The sequence below is a fragment of the Microbispora sp. NPDC046973 genome (assembly GCF_040644495.1).
Taxonomy (GTDB): Bacteria; Actinomycetota; Actinomycetes; order Streptosporangiales; family Streptosporangiaceae; genus Microbispora.
On the sequence record NZ_JBEYWQ010000012.1, the window covers coordinates 150,269 to 171,652 of the forward strand.

Below are 21,384 nucleotides of genomic sequence, written 5' to 3' on the forward strand. Positions count from 1 at the left end.
TCAGGGCGCCGACCGGTTGCGCAGCAGCATGTCGAGGGAGTCCACGATCCAGGCCCACGATTCCTCCGGGTCGACGGCGGTGTGGCTGAAGCCTCCGCTCATCTCCAGGCTGACGTAGCCGTGGAAGACGCTGCCCAGCATCCGGACCGCGTGCGTCTGGTCCGGCTCCGCGATGTCGTAGCCGCGCAGGATGGCCCGCGTCATCTGTGCGTGTCTGACGCCGGCGCTGGCGGCCGCCGTGTCCGGGTCGAGCCTGAGCCGGGCGGCGGCGTAGCGGCCGGGGTGCTCCCGGGCGTAGTCGCGGTAGGCGGCCGCGAAGGCCGCCAGGGCGTCCTTGCCCGCGCGCCCGGCCAGCGCGTCCGCGACCCGGTCGGCGAGCTCCTCCAGCGCGAACAGGGCGATCCCGGTCTTGAGGTCCTGGGAGCTCTTCAGGTGGGAGTAGAGACTCGCGACCTTGACGCCGAAGCGCCGGGCCAGCGCCGAGATCGTCACCTGGTCGAAGCCGACCTCGTCGGCCAGTTCGGCCCCCGCCCTGATCAGGCGTTCCGTGGTCAGTCCTGCTCGCGCCATACCCCTCTCCCTGCTTGGCCTGAACTCATTATGGATTTGCCTAACAGGTTTAGGCAAATACTAATGATAAGTTCGCTTGCATATCATGCCTTCCGATATATCCTGGAGACGTGACAGCACGGGCGATGACGGAACCGGCGTTCCTCGTTCTCACCGCACTCGTCGACGAGCCGCGGCACGGCTACGGCATCGCGCAGGAGGTCGAGCGGCTCTCCGGAGGGCGCGTCCAACTCAAGATCGGCACCCTGTACGGCGTGCTGGACCGGCTCGCGGCCGACGGGTTCGTGGAGGCGGACCGCGAGGAGGTGCGGCAGGGACGGCTGCGCCGCTACTACCGGCTGACCGACGAGGGGGCGCGGGCGCTGGAGGAGGAGGCCGTACGGCTGGCCGACAACGCACGCCGCGCCGTCGAGCGGCTGCGGCTCAGGCAGGCGGGAGGGCTGGCATGAGCCAGCGAATCAGTGGACGCAGCGTGCTCGAGGAGCGCTACCGGCGGTGGCTGCGGCTGCTGCCGGCGTCCTACCGGGCCGAGCGCGAGGAGGAGATGGTCGCGGCCTTCATGGAAGGCGCCCAGCGCGAGCCGGACGGACACGACGACCAGCGTCCGCGCTTCCTGGAGATCGCCAGCGTGGCCGCGCTCGCGCTGCGGCTGCGGCTGGGTGGTCCGGGGTCGCCGCCCAGGTCCCGCCTGTGGGGTGAGGCGGTCCGGCGGGCCGCCCTGTTCGGCCTCGTCTTCTGGACGGTGATCGGCGGTCTCTACGCCGGACAGGCGGTGCTCACGTACGGCATCCCCGTGGATGCCCTCCCTGAGGGTGTCATGGGGATCGGCGACCCCGAGTCGCCCGAGCGTGTGCGGCTCGTGCTGGCCGACCTCGTGCCCCTGCTGTGGGCGGCCGGTCTCGGCGCGCTCGTCCGAGGCCGTCCCCGCACGGCCAAGGCGGTGGCGGTGGCGGCCCTGGTCGTGCCGTACGTGCTGGTGCCGCCGTTCGTCGCCGGGTGGGAGAGTGCGGTGGGCTGGGCCTGCTCGGCCCTTCCGGCCGTGGTCACGGTGGCGGCGCTGGCGATCGGGTTCCATCGCGACGCGCCGCCGCCCCGCCTGCCCGCGCGGCGTGCCCTGCTCCTGCTCGCCCTCCCGATCGCCGTGGGCCTCCTGCTCTCCCTGGTCGTCGGTGTGCTCGGGGCGGCGACGCGGGCGGGAACCGTCTCGGCGCGGCTCCTCATGCCGGTCTGGATGTGGGTCGACACGACGGGCCTCGCGTGCGTGTCGCTGCTGGCGGTCGCGGTGTGGTGCGTGATCCGGCACCGGACGCCGGGGCGGCCCGCCGCGCCCGTGGCGCTTGCGGCGGCGATCCTCACGGTGCCCGTCGTGCTCGCCCGGGCGGCCACGTGGCCTCTGGGCGTGGCCGACGTGACGCGCCTCGCCGCGACCCTGCAACTGGCCGTGCTCGCGGCGAGCGGGATCACGCTCGTCGTCATCGGTGCGCGGGCGCTGCGGGCGGCGGACGGAGGCCTCGCCGAGGTGCGCGGGCAGCCCGGATGACACCCACGCCTGACGGCCCGGTTCGCACTGCCCCGCTGGTTCGCCCAGCGGCGTGGGAGACGAGTTCGCGGGCTGTCCGGCCGGCCTGAGCGCCGGGATCGGCGCCTTGATCGCGTTCCCCAGGACGGGGAAGCCGCCCCCGGTGGCCGGGGGCGGCTTCGCTCATGACGGAGGGCTCATGCCCAGGGCTGGGAGACGACCCAGCTCACGTCGTCGTTCCAGGCGGTGGCGTTGTCGAAGGCGTTCGAGCCGCCGTTGCTGGCGATGTAGACGGTGTTGTTGTAGTGGCGGATGAACCGGGTCGGGAAGTTGTAGGAGGCGAATGAGGTGCCCTGACCGTTCTTGCCGGTTTGGGGGCAGAAGGTGGCGTCGGAGGCGAACAGCGAGCTGCCGTCGTTGCGCTGCCGGTAGAGCTGGTAGTTCTGGTGGCGCAGGAAGTCGCCGGGGTAGTTCCTCGATTCGAACGACACGCACGAGCTGCTGGCCAGGCCGCTGCGCACGATCCAGGTGGCGTCGTTCTTGTCCAGGGTGGAGCTGGACGAGGTGATCACGGAGGTGACGACGTTGTCGTTCTGGTGCCGGATGTAGCGGTCGGTGTAGCCGGGCGTGGTCGCGCGCAGCGAGATCGACGAGCCGGGGGTGAGCGATCCGCCGGGGACGCTGCCGCCCGACGTCGAGTATCCGGCGGCGACGATGTTGGCCTGCACGGCGTTCTCGGTGGCGTCGGACGGATAGCCGGAGGTCATCACGCCCTCGTAGAAGGTGCCCCTGGCGCCGACGCTGTTGTCGCCGCCGATGCCCAGGATGATGGCGCCTTCCTTCTTCATGGGGTTGTAGCCGGGGGCGTTGGGCCGCGCTCCGTTGTAGAAGGTCGACAGGCTGCCGGATTGGGCGTTGCCGCCCCGGATGGCCCAGTGGTTGGGCTCGCCCTTGACGATGGCGGTCAGGAACCGGTGGCTGATGCTCGGGTCGTTGGCGTTATAACCGGGGTTGACGCCGGAGAACAGGCCGTTCTCCAGGTCGGCCATGATCCAGGGACCGTTGCCGGTGCCGTAGCCCCAGACCTTGATGTTGCCGAAGTAGATGGCCTCCATCGTGCCGTTGCCGTTGTCGCGGCTGTTGGTCTCGGCGTTGCCGTAGTCGAAGCAGCAGCCGCCGTTGTAGTGGGTGCCGTCGAAGATGGCGTACATGCCTTCGGGCTGGTCGCCCTTGGCGACGCCGTTGGTGGCGTTGTTGCGGTAGCCGGTGCCGGGGGCCACGTAGACGCCGTACGCCTTCTGCCCGCCGACCGTGACCGGCGCCGCGGTCGCGATCGCGAGGTTGTCGTAGCCGCCCGCGGCCGGGCCGGAGAACCCGCCGGGAGGCGCCTGGGTGAGGCGGTTGTTCCGGCCCGACTGGTCGTAGATGATCGTGATCAGGCAGGTGGTGTTCGCGCAGAACGAGTCCTGTGCGGCGGCGTTGGCGACGCCGCCCGCGCTCAGCACGCCGATGTCGCGGGTGGCGTTGTCGGAAGAGCGGCGCACCTGGTAGAGCGGGCCGTTGTAGCTGCCGTACAGGGCGCGGGTCGTGCTGTGCGCCGCCACGCACGGCGTGCCGCCCGCGGCATAGATGTCACACGGTCCCTGTGTGGCGGCCTGCGACGGCGCGGAGAGACCGGCCAGCAGGCCGGCGGCGAGCGTGATCGCCGCGCCCGCGGACAGTGCCGCCCTCTTCAGATGCCCTAATCGGAAAATCATGAGGCTTTCCGTGCCTTCCTGGTGGGGGGTGTCTCTGATCGGAATGATTGTTAGCGCTAACAATTGCAGCTGCGAGTCCGCCGTCTCACAGTCGTGCATGGGGATCGGTGCGCTCAGTTTTGGCGTCTGATCGGTCTCCGTCAAGGCCCGAATTCGCCGAGAGGGCGTTCGCGTGCGCCGTCCGGGCCTGGTCCCAGGTCTACTTTCCGGATGGGACGCCGCGACCCGCCTGCCGTGATCGGCGTTGCGTTTCTCCTGCTCAACGACCATTCGGCCATGCTCGGCCCGCCGTCGGCACGTCCGGATCCGGCCCGTGAAACGGGCGTGGAACGGGAAGCCGTGAAAGTTTCACGACCGACGCCCATGCGCCGCCGTCCGGCCTTTTTCCGGTCTTGACGGGCGTGCCGGAATCCCTCACAGTGGCGGCAGACGCCCGCCGTACCCGCCGCCAGCGGGCGTTCTCATCCTGACGTTTCCGACCCGAATGGCGGACCGAAATGTTATGGATAACATCCGGGATCACGGTTGCCCGGCCTCGCCGGAGATGCCGATTGCGGCGAGCCAGCGGCGGGCCTGGCCTGCCGTGCGCAGCCGCACGACGGTGAGATGCGGATGCCGGTCGATGCGCTCCAGCGTGGTCGTCCGCTTGCGCGCGTGCTGGGACCATGCCCAGCGGATCGGGTGCCCGGGGTCGGCCCAGTCCCGAACGCTCTCCCGGTTCCCGTTCCACAACTCCTTCCTGAACACGACGTAGGCGAGTGAGCGGCGTACGACCCGGTGCATCACGGTGCGGCGCGGGAGGTCGAGCCAGACGACGGTGTCGGCCCGTTCCCACAGCAGGTCGTGCAGGAAGGAGTGGTACTGGTCCTCGGTCACCCAGCGAGGCCCGGACGAGAAGCCGTCGACGTCGGACTCGAACTCCGGCCGCTTCGTCCAGCCCGGCCCGTGGTGCAACGCGTCGAGCTCGTGGCGGGGGAGCCCGAGCCGCCGCTCCAGGGCCCTGGCCATCGTCGTCTTCCCCGCCCCGGAGACCCCTGCGATCAGCACTCTGTCCACGGTGACATTCCACCAGCGATTGTCCGCGTGGTCAGCCCACTCTCGCCGGCCGGTGGTCCACGATCGCCGCGGTCCTCCGTGAGCGGCGTGCGGGCGCTTGTACGGTGTGGGGTGTGACCGGCGAGACCGACCTGCGCGTACTGCTGAGCGCCATGCGCCCGCGGCTCAACCCGGGCCGCTATGTCTTCACCACGGTCGACGGCGAGATTCCTTCCGGTGTCGGTCCCGTCGTCACGGTCACCGAGGAGGAGGGCCTGACACTGGTCCTGCCGCAGCAGGAGGCCGACGCCGCGGGTCTGGCGTACGAGTACGTCGCGAGCTGGATCACGCTGCGCGTTCATTCGGCGCTGGAGGCGGTCGGCCTGACCGCCGCCGTCGCGCGGGAGCTCGCCGCCGCCGGCCTGAGTTGCAACGTCGTCGCCGGTTTCCACCACGACCATCTCTTCGTGCCGTACGAGCGTGCCGCCGAGGCGGTGGCCGTGCTGGAGGATCTCGCGCGACGCTCCGCCTGACACCGGACGTCGTCCGCGCTGATGTGGCACGGCCGGCGGGGTGTGGCAGGGCCAGGGTCTGAAAGTTTCAAGGGGGCCGACCGGCATTCCTGGGTGCGTTACCGAAATCCGCACCGGCCGGGAGGTGGCTCCTGACCATTCATGATGCGCATCTTCTCCATTCTACGATTTCAGCGGCGTTACAGGAATCGTTGACAACCACACTGACGCGGTCCGATACTTTCGTCAAAGCTCCGATAGTTTTCGGAAGCGTACGGCGCTGACGTATGGTGGCCGCGGCCCGCCCATTCACGCGCCCCGCCGAGTCGTCGTACGCCGTCTGACCCCCATCAGGCATCACGAGGAGGAAGCGCGCATGATCGACGCTCCCGTTCACCGGACAGGCCGCAGACGCGGCCGCGTCAGGCTGCTCGTCGTCCGGGCCTGCGCCGTGGCGCTGGCCGCGGCCGTGGCGATGCTGCCCGGCGTCGCCCACGCCGCCGTCACCACGAACCAGACGGGCACCAACAACGGATACTTCTATTCCTTCTGGACCGACAGCCAGGGCACGGTCTCCATGGATCTGGGGTCCGGCGGCAACTACAGCACCTCCTGGCGCAACACCGGCAACTTCGTCGCCGGCAAGGGCTGGAATCCCGGCGGGCGCAGGACCGTGACCTACTCGGGCAGCTTCAACCCCTCCGGCAACGCCTACCTGTCGCTGTACGGCTGGACCAGGAACCCGCTGGTGGAGTACTACATCGTCGACAACTGGGGCACCTACCGGCCGACGGGCACGTACAAGGGCACCGTGACCACCGACGGCGGCACCTACGACATCTACGAGACCACGCGCTACAACGCGCCCTCCATCGACGGCAACCAGACCTTCAACCAGTACTGGAGCGTCCGCCAGCAGAAGAGGACCGGCGGCACCATCACCGTCGGCAACCACTTCGACGCCTGGGCCCGCTACGGCATGAACCTGGGCAGCCACGACTACCAGATCCTCGCCACCGAGGGCTACCAGAGCAGCGGCAGCTCCAACATCACCATCGGCGGCTCCACCCCCACCGGCAACCCCACCACCTCTCCCAGCAACCCGCCGTCCGGCGGCGGCGGCTGCACCGCGACGCTGTCCGCCGGTCAGTCGTGGAGCGACCGGTACAACCTCAACGTCTCGGTGAGCGGCTCGAGCAACTGGACCGTGACGATGAACGTTCCGTCCCCCGCGAAGATCATCGCGACGTGGAACGTCAGTGCCAGCTACCCGAGCTCCCAGGTGCTGACCGCCAAGCCCAACGGCAGCGGCAACAACTGGGGCGTGACGATCCAGCACAACGGCAACTGGACCTGGCCCACGGTCTCCTGTAGCGCGAGCTGACCCAACACCGCACCCGTGGCGCGACGGCCGACGGCCGCCGCGCCACTTGGCTGCCGCCGGTGGGCGCCACGCGAGGCGCCTCGGCCCGGACGTGCACCGGCTGCGCGAACGGTACTCTTGGCGGCCGCAATGTCAGCCCGATGACATGATCGGAACATACCCATCGTGCGGAGAACTCCGGCAGCCGGGAGATTCGTCTTCTTCGACGTCGACGGCACTTTGATCGACGCCTTGGACAACCAGCGGCGGGTTTGGGCGGCGTGGGCGCTGCGGTTCGGCCTGGATCCGGAGGAGGTCTATCGCGTCGCGCTCAGGACCCGGCCGGTGGAGACCTTCGCCGCCGTCGCGGCGGACCGGGACCCGCACGCCTGTCTGGCCGCGCTGCACGAACTGGAGGACGAGGACGTGCGGTCCGGCGTCTACACCGCCTTCGACGGAGCGTCGGAGCTGCTGCATGGCCTGCCGGCGGGGTCGTGGGCTCTGGTGACGTCGAACTACGCTCATCGGGTTCGTGGACGCTTCGCCCGTACACGCTTGCCCGTACCCGAGGTGATCGTGGACGCGGCAGCGGTCGAGCAGGGCAAGCCGTCTCCGGCCCCCTACCTGCTGGCCGCCTCGCGGGTCGGCGCCGCACCCGGCCGGTGCCTTGTCGTGGAGGACGCTTCTTCCGGCGTACAGGCCGGACTCCGGGCCGGGATGACGGTGTGGAACGTCAACGTGTCCGTCGCCGTCGAGGGTGCGCACCGTCATTTCACGACCCTCCGGGACGCGGCGGACGACATCGTGGCCTTCGTCTCCGGTGGCTGACGCGAGCCCCGGCGGCCTACGTCCGCATGACTCCCCGAACCCGTCGAACACATCCGTCCAGGTGTCGAAGACCCTTGCGTGCGGCCCTCCTGGATGTCCGTGCCGGCGTCGTCCTCGGCGTGCCGATCGCGTCGACGGCGAACGGCGAGCGCCGGCCTGATGGCGATCGCTTCTTTGGGTTGCGGGCTCACATGCCTTCTCCGGTTCACGGTGCGACTGCCGCAGGCGATCCGATCTACCGGCTGCGTACTCAAACGCGGATGTGTCCATCACCCCGATGCATGTGCTACGGTCTATCGAGTTGCAGTTGTGGTACCCATGAAACTTGTGTGCGCCTGACAGGATGTGACCTTCAGGTGCATTTTTGTTTTTCCGGCCATCTCCGGAGGGGCCTCATCCGGCGACGCGGAATCCGCGCGGTGCGGATTCCGGTTCGGTCCCTTCATAAGGAGATTCACCATGGCTGTCGGCACTGTGAAGTGGTTCAACGCGGAAAAGGGCTTCGGCTTCATCGAGCAGGACGGCGGCGGCGCTGACGTCTTCGCCCACTACTCGAACATCGCCGCCCGCGGATACCGCGAGCTGCACGAGGGTCAGAGGGTGTCGTTCGACATCACCCAGGGCCAGAAGGGCCCCCAGGCCGAGAACATCGTTCTCGTCTGACCCAAGTACGCATCGTGATCGGGGTCCGCGCTCGGCGAGCGCGGACCCCGACTCATGCCCGGGCAGATGCTCTCGGCGCCGCACCGCGTCGATCCTGCACGCGCCGCGGTCATCCCGGAGAAGCTCGATCAGGCCGCGCGCCTCACGAAGCAGTGCCGGGCGAAGAACCGGACCGCGCTGTCGGCCTCGAAGCGGGGCAACTCCTTGTGCTTGCCCGAGTTCACGTGCAATGACTTCTCCTTCGAGGCGAAGGCGTCGAACAGTGCGAGACCCTCCTCGCGCGAGATGTGCTCGTCGTCCCACTGCAGGTCGAACTCGATCGGGATGGTGATCTGCTTCGCTTTCTCGGCCAGGACATCGGGCCAGTGCTGACCGAAGACCGCGGCCGTGATCCTGGGTTCGATCGCCACGAACGGCACGCCGATCGCGGTGCCCATGTTGATGCCCCAGAAGCCGACCGGCCCGCCGGCGCCGATCTCGGGAAGTTCCTGGAGGGCGTCCAGGGTCGCCTGGTATTCGGGCACGGCGAGCTTGGCCAGATGGTCGTTGTAGCGAACGACGATCGGGCCTTCCGGCTCGCCCGCCGTCCTTGCCCGAAACAGCTCGGCGATCTCCGCCTCGTCGTGCGCTGTGCGGGGCCTGTCGCCGTGACCGGGCGCGTCGATGCAGGCGACGTGGAAGCCGCAGCCGATGACGAGCAGGCGGGCGCGGCCGGACATCGCCGGGTGCTTCTTGTGGTTGCCGCCGCCATGGGCCATCAAGATCAAAGGCGCGCTGTCGGCCGCGTTGGAGGCCGGCGACCAAAGGACGCCTGGGACTCCTCCCACGGTGAAGTCGCGTTCGACCACGTCGTTCGACGACGACTCGGCGGTGAACTGGAGAGAGTGCATGGGTGTTGCCTTTCGGGAGTGCCGTGTTGTCGAGGCGCTCCCGGCGACACCTACGTCAATCGCCCGACCGTGACGAAAGGGGGAGCACCCACATCGATACAGCGTTCATGGGTCTCACCTCCTCGGACGGTGTCGCGGTCGACTGAAAGCTACCAGCCCGGTCGTCGTCCCGGCCAGCCCGTTTCACCGCACCATGCCCACAACTCCAGACACGCCCTAGCTGGTATGGGCAGGTCGGTTTTCGATGGGCCAGATGAAGATGGGCGGGCTGCCTGGGCGGTGCCGCGTCCGCCGGCCACGGTGGAGGGCGCCATCGCATGGACGCCTGCCGGCCTGGCCGCCGTCGTAGCCGTACTCGCGCGACGAGCTTCCGCTGCGACGCACCTGTCTCAGAGTTTGTGCAGCTTATTGCATGGGGTCGTGATTCGTTCCTGCCGTGATCGGAAATCGACGATCACGGCGACTCCATCCTCTACATCCAGGACCACGCCGAGGCCGTACCGATCGTGGGTTACCTGGTCGTTCACGCTGAACCGCTCGGCAGGCGGGGCGGGAGGCGGAGGCTTGAAGGGACTTGTGGGCAGGTGACGGCGGGACGCGCCGCTGGCTGGCTTCATTGCTTCCAGTATGAGCTGCCTGCGCCGCCGCTCACAACCTGTCGCCTTGTGTCGCTGTCCTTTTCATCCCCGGCAGCGGTGCGCTTCGACGGCGTGTGGACGCGGCGAAGAAGCCGGCCGCAGGTGCCGGTGACGCGCCTCGCCCGAGCGGCGGGCGACAGGGGGCCGGCCGTCGGTCAGGGCCGCCAGCCGTCCTGGTAGTCGGTGTGCCAGTTGTACGCGGAGGCCTCCAGCTTCAGCAGGTGCGCCGCCTGGGCGTGTTCTTCGAGCGCCAGGTAGAGCTCGTTGACGAGCACGGACTCCAGGAAGTCCACGCGGTCCCGCTTCGCGCCGAGATCCCGCTCCGCTTTGTGCGAGTCGGGCCGCCCGGCGTCCGCGGCCCTGCGCGCCTGGTCCAGATCCTCGGCGATGCGGGTACGCAGGAACGCGATCACCCCCTCGAACACGGCTTCCGCCTGCTGCGCGCGGGCCCGGCGCGCGTCGGCCACGATCTCGCGGTAGCGGGCGGCCAGGGCGGGCTCGTCCGTGCTCGTGAGCTCCGGCCAGGGGAATCGCCGCCGGAGCCTCTCCCCGTCGCCCGGCTCTGCACCGTCAGCGGCCAGGGCGTCCCCGAGGAGCTCCGCTGCGAGCAGGGGGCGGTTGCGGACCAGCTCCAGGAGTGTTCCGCGATCGATCCTTGTCATGCCGGCCAGGATCGCCGTGACCGCTCTGACGCTCGCCGCCTCGCTCGCCGCCGTCGTTCCCGCCTCGGCGGCGTCCGACCGGCCGCTCAGCCGTACGCAACTCGAGAAGCTGCTGGTCACGACCGAGGACCTCGGCAAGGGATGGGGTGCGATGGCCGCCGACCCCAAGCCGTTCGACCTGGCAGGGCTGGACGTGGACGACGCCTCCTGCCTGAGTGCCGCGCGGGCGTTCGACGCCGTGTTCGACCGAACGGCGCAGAGCGTCTTCATCCTGGGGCGGGTGTCCGGAGGCGAGCGCCTGTTCACCGGCGACGCCGCCACGCTCAAGAAGATGACCTCCGCTGCCGAGCGGGTCGCCGCGGCCTGCGACGGCGCGGGCGACAGGCGCAACATGGTGAAGATCGTCAAGCGCGCGCCGGGCAGGCTGGGTCAGGCGGCCTACGCCTTCGAGGTCCAGGACTGGAACCCGGTATACGAAGGACAGGACGCCAAGCTCTACCACTTCGACTACGTGGTGATCCGGCACCGGTCGGCCGTCGCCGTCGTGCAGGGGATCAGCGGCCGCGCGAGCCACTGGAAGGACACCCTGAAACTGGCCGGGAAGGCCGCCGCGAAGCTCGTCTCGGCCTACCCGCGGCACGCCTGACGGCTCTCCGAGGGCACGTCTGACGGCCGGCCGGGGAGGAAGGGCCTCCCCGGCCGGCCGTACTGTCAGGGGGTCACCGGCCGGGTCGCCGCCGAGGTGGCGGTGGCCTTCGCGTAGGCCTTCGCCGACACGGTCACCTGTACGGCGACGCGGGCGCCGCGGTCGTGGCCCGTGAGGTGATAGGTCCGCCCCGTGGCGCCCCTGACCGGGACGCCGTCGCGCAGCCACTGGTAGGCGACCTTCTCGGGCGACGGCGTCCACGTGCCGGGGGACGCCTTCAGCCTGTGGCCGACCCTGGGCGTCCCGCTCACGGCGGGCGGCTCGGCCGAGGTGAACGTCCCCGGCGCGACCGGCGCGGTGGCCGCCGACCGTGCCGGCGTGGCCGTGAAGTACGGATCGTCGACGGTCACCTCGACGAGCACGCTCTTGCCGAGGTCCGCGACACCCGGCCGATACGTGGACGCGGTGGCACCGGAGACCGCGGTGCCGTCCACGTACCACTGGTAGGTGAAGCCCGCCACCTGCCGCGACCAGGTGCCGGTGGAGGCGGTCAGCTCGCCGCCGACCTTCGCGGTCCCGGTGATCTCCGGCGGCGTGGTGCTGGACACCGGCGACCGCTGGGCGTCGTGCAGGTCCACGTCGGCGGCGCGGACGAAGACCTGGCGGTGGGCGTACCAGAGTTGGTAGTAGCGGTCCTGTCCCTTGAGGTCGGTGCGGTCGCCGGGGGCCGACCCGTCGAACGACACCGCGCGGTAGTAGTCGGTGACGACGTCGTCGTCGCTCACGGCGTAGGTCTGGCCGGCCTGGATCTTGTACTCCAGCGGCGACAGCGCCTGGACCGGGATGCCCGTGCCGGTGTAGGCCGTCGCCTCGGGGTAGGCGCGGCCGTAGACGGCGGCGGGGGTGGTCGCCCCGGCCTTCACGGTGACGGTCTTCGCCTGGGCCCGGACCACGACGGGCCGGTCGGCCGGGTTGTGCAGCCAGGCGAGGGAGCCGGCCCACCATACGCCGAGCCAGTCGCCCTGGACCTGGGCGACGACGATTTTGTGGCCGGAGACGACGCGGGCGCTGATGTCGCTGGCGTACGTCGTGCCCGCGGTGGAGCCGGGTTTCCAGCCGGGATCGGCGGCGAGCGGCGCGCTCTCCGAGGGCGACTGGCGGAGGGGCAGGAAGTTGGTGCCGGCTCCGGCGACGCAGTCGGGGGAGGGCGGGGAGGCGGCGGCGCAGCCGGTCAGCGGCTGCGGGTTGTCCTGGTAACCGGTTCGCACCTCGACCACGTCGCCGGGCGCGACGTCGGTCGTGGTCTTCCGGCCGCCCCCGATCGGGGCGCCGAGCAGGTCGAAGTAGTGGTCCCAGTCCCAGTAGGGGCCCGGGTCCCAGTGCATGCTCTTGGTCGCGCCGAGGACGGTTCCGGGCACCTGGTCGTGACCGATGACGTGCGCCCGGTCGAGCGGGATGCCGTACTTCTGCGCGAGGTGTTTCACCAGTGCGGCGGAGGTCTGGTACATCGACTCGGTGAACCAGCCGGCGGTTCCGGCGAAGCCTTCGTGTTCGATGCCGATGGCGTGCATGTTGACGTACCAGTTGCCGGCGTGCCAGCCGACGTCCTTCGCGTCGAGGTGCTGGGCGATGTGGCCGTCGGAGGACCGGATGGTGTAGTTCCAGGCGAGGTAGGTCGGGTCCTGGGCCAACCGCACGGAGGGGTCGTAGTAGCCCTCGGTGTCGTGGATGACGATGTAGTCGAGCTTGGGCCCGCCCGGCCCGGTCCTGTCGGCGATGTCGTGGTTGCCGTAGTCGGTCGTGTTGTCCGGCGCATTGGCGGAGCCCTTGGCGTACGGCGCCTCCAGCCACTCGCAGTCGAGGCCGGACGGACAGTCGACACCGGCGTCGGCGGCGAGCCGCGCGGCAGGCAGGGCGACCGACTCGTCCGCGGCGAGGGTGACCCGCTGGCCGTCGGCGGTGACGCGACTCTCGCCGTCGCGCAGGGTCTGGTAGACCTGCCGGACGAAGTCGTGCTTGGCGCCGAACCGCGCCACCGCGTCACGCCAGGAGCCCAGGTCGTGGCCGCCGTCGTGATAGGACGCCAGCAGCGCGGCGCCGCCGCAGACGTTGGCGTTGGGCTCGCGCCGCAGCGCGTCGGCCGTCAGGCCGGTCAGCTCCGCCGCCGCCGCGATCTGGCTCGTGGCCTCGGTCGCGCGTCCCTTGTCCGCGCCGTCCCATGCCCCGGGCGCCCGGTCGCCGAGGTCGAACACCCCGTAGCCGCCGTCGGAGCTCGGCCTGCCCTTGTGGTCGTCCCAGCGGGACAGCATGTACGCCACGGCCTTCAGCAGCGGTTCCGGCACGCCCGTGGCCTCGGCCGCCTCGCCGAAGGCGGCTTCGCGCGTGGGCGCCGACAGCGTCGCCGTGCAGGAGACCCGCGGCCCGGCGGTGGAGGTGGAGGCCAGGACGGAGGGCGCGGCGGGGAACAGCGCCGCCGCCGCGACGACCGCGACGGCGATGCCGCGATGTGGAGTTCTCAACGTTGTGCGACCCCTTCTCGAATGCCTGAGGGGGGATCAGGCCGGGGCAATCACACCTCCGCGCGCGGCCGTGCGCCAGAGCGCCACGCAAATCTCGTCGAGATCGTAACTTTTCGCCAGACTGGCCGAGTCAGATGAAAATCCTCGCCCGGAGCGCACCTCCATCAGATCGCGACATCTGGTCGCGGGAGCCGCCGGCCGGTGCCACCCGCGGGCGGCGTGAGGGCCGAGCCCGCTCCTCCTGAGCCATGAGCACTCCTCTTGGGGGGATGTCCGTGCGAGAGCCGGGTTGAGGAAGTGTTACCGCTATCACTTCCGGCCGTCAAGGAAGCGGCCGGGCGGGCATGAATCTTTCACGCTCGACCGGCCTCCTCCCGTGCCCTAGGGGGGGCTGTGAGCAGGGAGACGAGCACAATTTCTGGATTCCGGTCGGCCGATCGGTCCGCAAGTGCCGCTTGACACCGTGGGCGGCAGGTTCTAGACCCTGATGTTACCGATAACTCACATCGTCGCCGATCCCGCGACCCCCTACCGGCCGGGAGTGCGGCTGCCGCCCACTCCGGCCTCACCACCCCCCCGACGAGGAGAAGAACGATGCACGACTTACCCGTTCGCCCGGCGGCCGGGCGGCGACGTTCGCCGGGCGCCGTCGCACTGCGCCCGCTCATGGGCCTGCTCACGGCACTCGCCACCATGGCGGCCACCGCGCTCACCTGGACGGCGCCGGCCTCCGCGGCCCCCGCGCCGCTGGTGAGCGTCGCCGCCGGCCGCTGCCTGGACGTGAAGGGCAACGTCGACACGCTCGGCACCGCACTGGACATCTGGGACTGCAACGGCCAGGCCAACCAGGGCTTCGAGTTCACCTCGGCCGGTGAACTGCGCACCATGAACGGCACGCGGTGCGTGGACGCCTACAACAACCAGACCTCGGCCGGCACGGCGGTGATCATCTGGTCCTGCAACGGCCAGAACAACCAGAAGTGGCGGCAGAACAGCGACGGCTCCATCTCCGGGGTCCAGTCGGGGCTGTGCCTGGACGTCGACCACGGGAACACGGCCAACGGCACCGCGGTCATCCTGTGGACCTGCAACGGGCAGAGCAACCAGAAGTGGAGCACCACGACCGGCGGCGGCAGCGCCCTCGTGGTCGACGCGGCCAGCGTCGTGCGCCCGGTCACCCGCGTCGGGTCGGGGACCCTGTACGGCCTGTCCGACGCGAACACCCCGCCCGTGTCGATCATGCAGCCGCTGAAGCTGCACCAGCTCCGTCAGCCGCCGCCGCTGCACGAGCACCGGCCGAACGGCTCTCCGGTTCCGATCGGCGACACGCTGAACATCTGGCAGAACGCCGCGGCCATCGGCGCCGTGATCACCGTCGACATGGCGGACAGCTTCGACGGCTTCCCCTACAACTGGACCAACTGGAACGACTGGTACAGCCGGATCGACAAGATGATCGCGGCGGCCAAGTCCGCGGGCGTCAGCAACATCGACGCCTGGGAGCCGTGGAACGAGCCGGACTGGACCTGGCCGTCGGCGTCGGGCGTCTCCTTCAACGACGGGTGGGTGCGCACCTACCAGCGGATCCGGCAGAGCGAGCCGAACAAGGCCATCATGGGGCCGAGCTACTCGTACTGGAACGTGAACGCGATGCGGGCCTTCCTCACCAACGCCAAGGCGACGAACACGCTGCCGCAGGTCGTGTCGTGGCACGAGCTGAGCGGATGGCAGCAGGTCACCGCCAACGTCCAGGCCTACCGGAACCTGGAGCGTGAGCTCGGCATCTCGCCGCTGCCCATCTCCATCAACGAGTACGCCGCGACCAGCGAGATCGACGTGCCGAGCAGCGCGAACCACTACGTGGCGCAGTTCGAGCGCGCAGGCGTGCGCGACGCCGAGCGGGCGTTCTGGTACGAGGCCGGCACGCTCAACGGCCTGCTGTACAACGGCCAGCCGACGGCGTCCTACTGGATGTACAAGTGGTACGCCGACCAGACCGGCAACATCGTCAAGGTGACCCCGACCACGTACAACGACGGCGTGGCCGCCTACGACGGCAGGACGTTCAGCCTGGTCTTCGGTGGTCAGGCCGGCAACAACACGATCCGCGTCGACGGGATCGGCGGCCTGGGCTCCTCGGTCACCGCGACCCTCGAGTACGTCCCCGGCTCGGGACGCAAGACGAACGTGGCGGCGGCGACCCGGGTGTGGTCGAACGCCTACACCGTCACCAACGGCAGCGTCACGATCCCGATCGCCAACCAGGACGCCAACGGCGCCTACCGGCTGGTCCTGACGCCGAGATGACATGCACGCAGGAGGCCGCCGGGCGCCCGGCGGCCTCCTCGCGCGCGCCTATCCCCGTATGCCTATTCCCGGACCAGGTGGACCAGGGCGCTGGCGTAGTCGCCGGGCGCCAGATCGGGGAACAGGCCGTGGGTGAGCAGGACGGCCCCGTGGTGGACCTCTCCCGTGGCCGCGTCGCGGTAGCGCGCGTCCGGGTCGAGGGCACGCAGCGGGATCCCCGGATCGGCGTGCCCGAACCGGCGGGCGCGGCGGTAGACGAGCACGGCGGCCTCCGCGCCGTCGGCGGCGAGGTACTGCACGGCCGACAGCTCGCGGTCCGGCGGCAGCAGGCGGTACTGCCGGCCGTGCTGGACCAGCGGGCGGATCCGCTTGTAGACGGCGACCAGCTCGGCCGCCCGATCGAGATCGGCCCGGCTCCACTCGGTCAGGGCCCCGCCGATCGCGAGCACCCCGGCCATGGCCACGTGGAAACGGAAGTCGAGGGGGATCTCCCGGCCGGTGTAGGGGTTGGGGCTGTCGGTGACCCACGCGCCCATCACGCGGGCCGGGTAGAGCTGCGAGAAGCCGTGCTGGATGTCGAGCCGGTCGAGGGCGTCGGTGTTGTCGGAGGTCCACACCTGGTCGGTGCGCCGCAGGATGCCGAGGTCCACCCGGCCGCCGCCGCTGCTGCACGACTCGATCCGCACGTGGGGGTGGGCGGCGCGCAGCCGGTCGAGCACGTCGTACAGGGTGTGGACGTGGCCCAGCCACAGCCGCTCGTCCGGCCCGGCCTCGGTGAAGGGACGGTTCATGTCCCACTTGAGGAAGTCGATGGCGTTCTTGGCCAGCAACTCGTCCAGCGTCCGGTGAAGCCAGTCCCCGACCTCGGGCCGGGACAGGTCGAGCACGAGCTGGTTGCGGTGCTCGGTACGAGCCCGGTGCGGCCGGTGGATCACCCAGTCGGGATGGGCGCGGTAGAGGTCGCTGTCGGGGTTGACCATCTCCGGCTCCACCCACAGCCCGAACCGCATGCCCAGCTCGTGCACCCGGTCGATCAGCGGCCCGAGCCCGTCGGGAAACCGGTGCGGGTTGGGATACCAGTCGCCCAGTCCGGCGGCGTCGTGGGTGCGGGCGCCGAACCAGCCGTCGTCCACCACGAACAGCTCCACGCCCATCCGGGCGGCCGACTCCGCCAGCCGGATCTGCCCGTCCAGTGAGACGTCGAAGCCCGTGGCCTCCCAGGAGTTGTAGAGCACCGGCCGGGTCTCGCCGGCGTGCGGCAGGACATGCCGGAGCTGGTGGTCGTGCCAGGCGCGGCTGGCCGCGCCGAAGCCGCCCTCGCTGTAGAGCCCGGCGCACACCGGCGTGACCAGCTCCTCGCCGGCGCCCAGCTCATGGGTCACGGGGTCGTGCCCGAATCCCGCGGACAGCGTCACCCGCTCGGTGGGAAGGCGCTGGGCGGTGAGCCGCCAGCTCCCGCTCCAGGCCAGCGCGCAGGAGTAGACCTCGCCGTGCTCCTCGCCCGCCGTGCCGTCGTCGACCATCGCCCAGGGGTTGGCCTGGTGGCCGGTGACGCCCCTGCGGCTGGTCAGGACGGTCTCGCCGTACGGCAGCTCCGTGCGGTGGAGGCGGGTCTCGGCGCCCCACTGACCGCGTACGGAGCTGAGCCGGTAGCCGTCCAGCCGGGGGAGCACCCAGGTGGCGGAGTCGGCCCGTACGACGGTGACGGGCTCGCCCTCGTTGCGCAGGACCAGGTGGCGCTCGATCACGTCGCCGTACAGGCGGTAGTGGCACTCCACGGCCAGCGGATAGTGACGGTCGGCGTACGCCAGCACCAGCTCCCGATCGGTGCGGCGTTGCCCGGTGAAGACGAGTTCCAGGTCGCGGGTGCCGTCGGCGAAGCGCACCTGCAGGCCGGCGTGCCCGTAGCACAGGCCCCCGGTCGCGACCAGGTCGAAGGAGCCCTCCAGCGGGTCCTCCACCGGCCGGAAGCCGGGCCGCGGCAGCCGCAGCAGCAGCGAGGCCGCCTGCTCGGCGGTGAGCCGCGGTCCCCAGTGCAGGACGCGCGGCCGGTCGGCCTCGTCGAGGTGCAGTACGTAGGAGGAAGACGGCCCGGACAGCACCCACAGGCGGTGTTCGGAGTCGTGGTGGATCATCTCAGCCTTTCGACGGCGAAGGAGAAGGCGGCAGGCATGCCGGACCGCTCCGCCCGCGTGGCGCGGCGGAGGGCCGTGGAGACGCGGGAGGTCAGGCGGGCGCGGGGCCGCTGCTCTCCCGCACGATGAGTTCGGGCTCGCTCCAGGCCGGGACGGCCGGGGCGTTCTGCGGGTCCAGCCTGCGGTGCAGCAGGCCGAAGCAGGCCCGGCCGAGGCCCTCGAAGTCGAGCCGCACCGTGGTGAGCGAGGGGTTGAGGTAGGCGGAGGGCGGGGAGTCGTCGAAGCCGACCACGCTGAGGTCGCCGGGGATGTCCCGCCCGGCCTCGCGGGCGGCCCGCATGACGCCCAGCGCCAGGTCGTCGTTGCCGCACAGGACCGCGGTGACCGAGCGGTCCGCGAGCAGGGAGCGTACGGCGAGGTAGCCGGATCGAGGGCTCCAGCCCCCGGGCAGCGGCTCGGGCACCGGGCGGCCGGCCGCATGCAGCGCGTCATGCCAGCCCTGGGTGCGCTGCGGCAGCGCGCTGGTGGAGGAGGGGATGGCCACGTAGTGGACGGTGCGATGTCCCAGGCCCAGCAGGTAGCGGGTCGCGTGCGCGGCCGCCGCGCGGTCGTCCAGCCAGACCTGCCAGGGGTCGTCGGGACCGTCGTCGGGCTGCCGCTCGACGGCCGCCGCGACCGGGACGTCCGCGGGCAGCGCCCGCAGCGCGCGCACGCCCGCGTCGTCGAAGGCGATCACCATGGCCGCCTCCCCGGGCCGGTTCAGCCGCAGGGCGATGTCCGCCTGGCCGGAGTCCCGCTCCAGCACGCTGATGCCGACGGAGAAGCCGGCCGTCCTGGCCGCCTCCTCCATGCCGCGCAGCGTGGCGGCGGCGCCGTACAGGGCGGTGTCGGAGGTGAGGACGGTGACCGAGCGGACCGGCCCCCCGGCCAGCGCCTGGGCGAGCCGGTTGGGCCGGTAGCCGAGCTCGGCGATGACCTGGAGGACCCTGGCCCGGGTCGCCTCGCTGACCCGGGCCTTGCCGTTGATGACGCGGCTGACGGTCTGCTGGGAGACACCGGCCACCCGGGCGACGTCCCAGATGCTCGCCGACCGCGTACGCGGAGCGTCCTGGGCAGGCATGTGACCGGTAACTTCCATGAGTCAGACCTTACTTGATGGCGGCGTTGGCCTCGGTGGTGATCTTCTGGGCGGCGTCCTGCGGCGACAGCTGGCCCAGCCAGACCTGGTTGAAGATGTCGAGTGCTTTGACGTTGTAGACGTCGGCCGCCTCGGTCAGCGGGTAGCCCATGGTGGTGCCCTCGGCGGCCTTCTTGAAGCCACTGACGTCGACGCCCTTGGCCTTCCACGCGTCGGCGAACACGTCGTTGAGCGAGGTGATGCCCGGCCAGACCGCGCCCGCCTGGGCGACGGCCTTCTGATGGCGCTCGGACGTCAGCCACTTGAGCAGCTCCCACGCTTCCTTCGGGTGCTTGGTGCCGGCGTACACGGCCTCGGTCAGGCCGTTGTAGACGCTGCCCTTGCCGGCCGGGCCCGCGGGAAGGTCGGCGACGCCGAATCCGCCGTTCGGCAGCGCGGTGTCGAAGGCGCGCAGCATCCAGCTTCCGTCCATCGCGGCGGCCGCCTCGCCGCGCCCGACGACCTGGTCCAGGGACGGGCCGTTCGGCGGGTTGGTAACGGTGGCGGGCACCGCGACGTGATACTTCAGCCGCAGGTCCTGGACGAACTGGATGGCCTGCACGCAGGCCGGCTGGTCGATGGTCCACCGGCCCCACGGCTTGTCCTGGAGCTTGCAGCCGTTCTGCAGCGCGAAGTTCCACCAGTCCTGCTGACCGGTGGGCGCCTGCATGGCGAGGCCGTACTGCTTGACCTTCTTGGGGTCGAAGCCGGGCTCGCCGGCGTGCTTGCCGTTCTCGTCGACCGTGAGCTTCTGCAGCGTCTTGACGAAGGTGCCGCCGTCGGTGGGGTTCCAGGTGAGGCCGTCGAGGTCGGCGGGGGTGAGCCCGGCGTCCTTGAGGGCCTTGGTGCTGTAGAAGAGCCCGATCGTGTCCCAGTCCTTGGGCAGGCCGTAGACCTTGCCGTCCACTTTCCAGCCCTCGGCGAGCTTGGAGTCGTAGATCGAGGTGTCCACCTTGTCCTGGGCGATGAGCGGCGCCAGGTCGGTGAGCACGCCCTCCTTGCTGAACTTGGGGAAGTAGGAGACGTGGTCCCAGAACACGTCGGGGGCCGAGCGGCCGGCGAGCTGCGTCTGGAGCTTGCTCCAGTAGTCGTTCCAGGCGTTCAGCTCGATCTGCACCTTGATGGTCGGGTGGGCCTTCTCGAACTCCCGGATCGACTGCTCGATCGGCGGCTTCTGCACCTCGTCCCACATGGCGTACCTGAGCGTGACGGCGCCGCCGGTCGAGTCCGAGTCGTCTCCGCCGCCGCACGCGGCGAGGGACAGCAGGGCCGCCGTCGCGACAGCAGATAGTGCGATTTTTCTGGACATATGTGCATGCCCTTCTCTCTACGGGGGGTGGTTACTTCAGCCCGGTGAGGGCGATCGAACGGACGATGTGCCGCTGGAACAGCAGGAAGATCACGACGAGCGGCAGCAGCGCGAGGGCGGCGGCGGCCAGGATCAGGTGATACTGGGAGGAGTACTGACCCTTCATGGCCGAGATGCCGAGCGTGACCACCCGGGTCGCGTCGCCGTTGGTGACGATCAGCGGCCACAGCAGCGTGTTCCAGGTCGTGATGAACGTGATGGTCGCGAGGGTGGCCAGGATCGGCCGGCTCAGCGGGAGCAGCACCCGGACGAGCACGGTCAGCGTGCCCGCGCCGTCGATGCGCGCGGCGGACTCCAGGTCCCTGGGGATCGTGCGGAAGTACTGCCGCACCAGGAAGATCCCGTACGGCGTGCCGAACGCGGTGGGCAGGATCAGCCCGAGATAGGTGTCGATCAGCCCGAACTCCCGCATGATCAGGAAGAGCGGGACCAGGGTGACGATCTGCGGCACCATCATCGTCGCGAGGTAGCCCCAGAAAAGCGCGTCGCGGCCGGGGAACGACATCCTGCCGAAGGCGTAGGCGGCCATCGTGCTGAAGACGACCTGGCCGGCCGTGACGGCCCCGGCGTAGATCAGCGAGTGCAGCAGGAAGCCGGCCATGTCGTACTGCGACCAGACCTGGGCGAAGTTCTCGAGCGTGACGGGGAAGGCGGGCTCCCAGGCGCGGGAGGTGAGCACCTCCGCGGGTTCCTTGAACGCCGAGTTCAACGTCATCAGGTAGGGCGCGACCGAGACCACGGCGCCCGCGAAGAGCGCGAGATACAGAGCGATCCTCTTCATCGGGTCCCCTTCA

18 protein-coding genes are annotated in these 21,384 nt (G+C 70.1%); 8 read left to right on the forward strand and 10 right to left on the reverse strand.

The window, feature by feature from the left end; genetic code table 11:
* Nucleotides 1–570, reverse strand: a complete 570-nt coding sequence (locus ABZ860_RS22895; RefSeq protein WP_357223345.1) for a TetR/AcrR family transcriptional regulator — start codon at nt 568–570, stop codon at nt 1–3.
* A 110-nt stretch (nt 571–680) separates the two neighbouring features.
* Here ABZ860_RS22895 and ABZ860_RS22900 point away from each other — a divergent pair, with 110 nt between their 5' ends.
* Complete coding sequence (locus ABZ860_RS22900; protein ID WP_231514017.1) at nt 681–1,019, forward strand: PadR family transcriptional regulator; 339 nt, start codon at nt 681–683, stop codon at nt 1,017–1,019.
* Complete coding sequence (locus ABZ860_RS22905; RefSeq protein ID WP_357223348.1) at nt 1,016–2,110, forward strand: hypothetical protein; 1,095 nt, start codon at nt 1,016–1,018, stop codon at nt 2,108–2,110. The genes ABZ860_RS22900 and ABZ860_RS22905 overlap by 4 nt, the downstream gene beginning before the upstream one ends.
* A 176-nt stretch (nt 2,111–2,286) precedes the next feature.
* Here the strand turns inward: ABZ860_RS22905 and ABZ860_RS22910 are convergent, their stop codons facing one another.
* Together ABZ860_RS22910 and ABZ860_RS22915 are read right to left on the reverse strand one after the other, a co-directional pair.
* Nucleotides 2,287–3,846, reverse strand: coding sequence for an alpha-L-arabinofuranosidase B (locus ABZ860_RS22910; protein ID WP_357223350.1), 1,560 nt, complete (start codon nt 3,844–3,846; stop codon nt 2,287–2,289).
* A gap of 519 nt (nt 3,847–4,365) precedes the next feature.
* On the reverse strand, nt 4,366–4,902 hold the full coding sequence (locus ABZ860_RS22915) for a hypothetical protein (protein WP_357223353.1): 537 nt from the start codon (nt 4,900–4,902) through the stop codon (nt 4,366–4,368).
* 113 nt (nt 4,903–5,015) lie between these two features.
* Between ABZ860_RS22915 and ABZ860_RS22920 the strand changes: the two genes are divergently transcribed.
* The 4 genes from ABZ860_RS22920 (at nt 5,016) to ABZ860_RS22935 (ending at nt 8,247) form a co-directional block, all read left to right on the forward strand.
* Complete coding sequence (locus ABZ860_RS22920) at nt 5,016–5,414, forward strand: ACT domain-containing protein (RefSeq protein ID WP_357223355.1); 399 nt, start codon at nt 5,016–5,018, stop codon at nt 5,412–5,414.
* A 355-nt stretch (nt 5,415–5,769) separates the two neighbouring features.
* A complete protein-coding gene (locus ABZ860_RS22925) occupies nt 5,770–6,777 on the forward strand; it encodes a glycoside hydrolase family 11 protein (RefSeq protein WP_357223357.1) in 1,008 nt (335 codons plus the stop codon).
* Nucleotides 6,778–6,942: 165 nt separating this feature from the next.
* The gene (locus tag ABZ860_RS22930) at nt 6,943–7,584 is read left to right on the forward strand and encodes an HAD-IA family hydrolase (protein WP_357223360.1); all 642 of its coding nucleotides are present in this window, start codon (nt 6,943–6,945) and stop codon (nt 7,582–7,584) included.
* Between the two features lie 459 nt (nt 7,585–8,043).
* Nucleotides 8,044–8,247: a cold-shock protein gene (locus ABZ860_RS22935; protein ID WP_357223363.1), complete on the forward strand. Its 204-nt coding sequence runs from the start codon at nt 8,044–8,046 to the stop codon at nt 8,245–8,247.
* 128 nt (nt 8,248–8,375) lie between these two features.
* Here the strand turns inward: ABZ860_RS22935 and ABZ860_RS22940 are convergent, their stop codons facing one another.
* On the reverse strand, nt 8,376–9,137 hold the full coding sequence (locus tag ABZ860_RS22940; protein ID WP_357223365.1) for an alpha/beta hydrolase: 762 nt from the start codon (nt 9,135–9,137) through the stop codon (nt 8,376–8,378).
* A 793-nt stretch (nt 9,138–9,930) separates the two neighbouring features.
* Nucleotides 9,931–10,437: a hypothetical protein gene (locus ABZ860_RS22945; protein ID WP_357223367.1), complete on the reverse strand. Its 507-nt coding sequence runs from the start codon at nt 10,435–10,437 to the stop codon at nt 9,931–9,933.
* Between the two features lie 16 nt (nt 10,438–10,453).
* Between ABZ860_RS22945 and ABZ860_RS22950 the strand changes: the two genes are divergently transcribed.
* On the forward strand, nt 10,454–11,083 hold the full coding sequence (locus ABZ860_RS22950; protein WP_357223370.1) for a hypothetical protein: 630 nt from the start codon (nt 10,454–10,456) through the stop codon (nt 11,081–11,083).
* A 65-nt stretch (nt 11,084–11,148) separates the two neighbouring features.
* On the opposite strand, the gene ABZ860_RS22955 is transcribed toward ABZ860_RS22950, so the two are convergent.
* Nucleotides 11,149–13,602, reverse strand: a complete 2,454-nt coding sequence (locus ABZ860_RS22955) for an N-acetylmuramoyl-L-alanine amidase (protein WP_357223373.1) — start codon at nt 13,600–13,602, stop codon at nt 11,149–11,151.
* Nucleotides 13,603–14,196: 594 nt separating this feature from the next.
* Here ABZ860_RS22955 and ABZ860_RS22960 point away from each other — a divergent pair.
* Nucleotides 14,197–15,909: an RICIN domain-containing protein gene (locus tag ABZ860_RS22960; RefSeq protein ID WP_357223376.1), complete on the forward strand. Its 1,713-nt coding sequence runs from the start codon at nt 14,197–14,199 to the stop codon at nt 15,907–15,909.
* Between the two features lie 62 nt (nt 15,910–15,971).
* On the opposite strand, the gene ABZ860_RS22965 is transcribed toward ABZ860_RS22960, so the two are convergent.
* The 4 genes from ABZ860_RS22965 to ABZ860_RS22980 form a co-directional block, all read right to left on the reverse strand.
* On the reverse strand, nt 15,972–18,044 hold the full coding sequence (locus ABZ860_RS22965) for an alpha-galactosidase (protein WP_357223379.1): 2,073 nt from the start codon (nt 18,042–18,044) through the stop codon (nt 15,972–15,974).
* Between the two features lie 91 nt (nt 18,045–18,135).
* Complete coding sequence (locus ABZ860_RS22970; protein WP_357223382.1) at nt 18,136–19,182, reverse strand: LacI family DNA-binding transcriptional regulator; 1,047 nt, start codon at nt 19,180–19,182, stop codon at nt 18,136–18,138.
* Nucleotides 19,183–19,192: 10 nt separating this feature from the next.
* On the reverse strand, nt 19,193–20,530 hold the full coding sequence (locus tag ABZ860_RS22975; RefSeq protein WP_357223385.1) for a sugar ABC transporter substrate-binding protein: 1,338 nt from the start codon (nt 20,528–20,530) through the stop codon (nt 19,193–19,195).
* 31 nt (nt 20,531–20,561) lie between these two features.
* Nucleotides 20,562–21,371, reverse strand: coding sequence for a carbohydrate ABC transporter permease (locus ABZ860_RS22980; protein WP_357223388.1), 810 nt, complete (start codon nt 21,369–21,371; stop codon nt 20,562–20,564).
* Nucleotides 21,372–21,384 lie beyond the last annotated feature (13 nt).

Coding starts and splice junctions, on each gene's coding strand:
- ABZ860_RS22895 (WP_357223345.1), bottom strand. CDS start 570: ATGGCGCGAGCAGGACTGACCACGGAACGCCTGATCAGGGCGGGGGCC.
- ABZ860_RS22905 (WP_357223348.1), top strand. CDS start 1,016: ATGAGCCAGCGAATCAGTGGACGCAGCGTGCTCGAGGAGCGCTACCGG.
- ABZ860_RS22910 (WP_357223350.1), bottom strand. CDS start 3,846: ATGATTTTCCGATTAGGGCATCTGAAGAGGGCGGCACTGTCCGCGGGC.
- ABZ860_RS22925 (WP_357223357.1), top strand. CDS start 5,770: ATGATCGACGCTCCCGTTCACCGGACAGGCCGCAGACGCGGCCGCGTC.
- ABZ860_RS22935 (WP_357223363.1), top strand. CDS start 8,044: ATGGCTGTCGGCACTGTGAAGTGGTTCAACGCGGAAAAGGGCTTCGGC.
- ABZ860_RS22940 (WP_357223365.1), bottom strand. CDS start 9,137: ATGCACTCTCTCCAGTTCACCGCCGAGTCGTCGTCGAACGACGTGGTC.
- ABZ860_RS22945 (WP_357223367.1), bottom strand. CDS start 10,437: ATGACAAGGATCGATCGCGGAACACTCCTGGAGCTGGTCCGCAACCGC.
- ABZ860_RS22960 (WP_357223376.1), top strand. CDS start 14,197: ATGCACGACTTACCCGTTCGCCCGGCGGCCGGGCGGCGACGTTCGCCG.
- ABZ860_RS22965 (WP_357223379.1), bottom strand. CDS start 18,044: ATGATCCACCACGACTCCGAACACCGCCTGTGGGTGCTGTCCGGGCCG.
- ABZ860_RS22970 (WP_357223382.1), bottom strand. CDS start 19,182: ATGGAAGTTACCGGTCACATGCCTGCCCAGGACGCTCCGCGTACGCGG.
- ABZ860_RS22975 (WP_357223385.1), bottom strand. CDS start 20,530: ATGTCCAGAAAAATCGCACTATCTGCTGTCGCGACGGCGGCCCTGCTG.
- ABZ860_RS22980 (WP_357223388.1), bottom strand. CDS start 21,371: ATGAAGAGGATCGCTCTGTATCTCGCGCTCTTCGCGGGCGCCGTGGTC.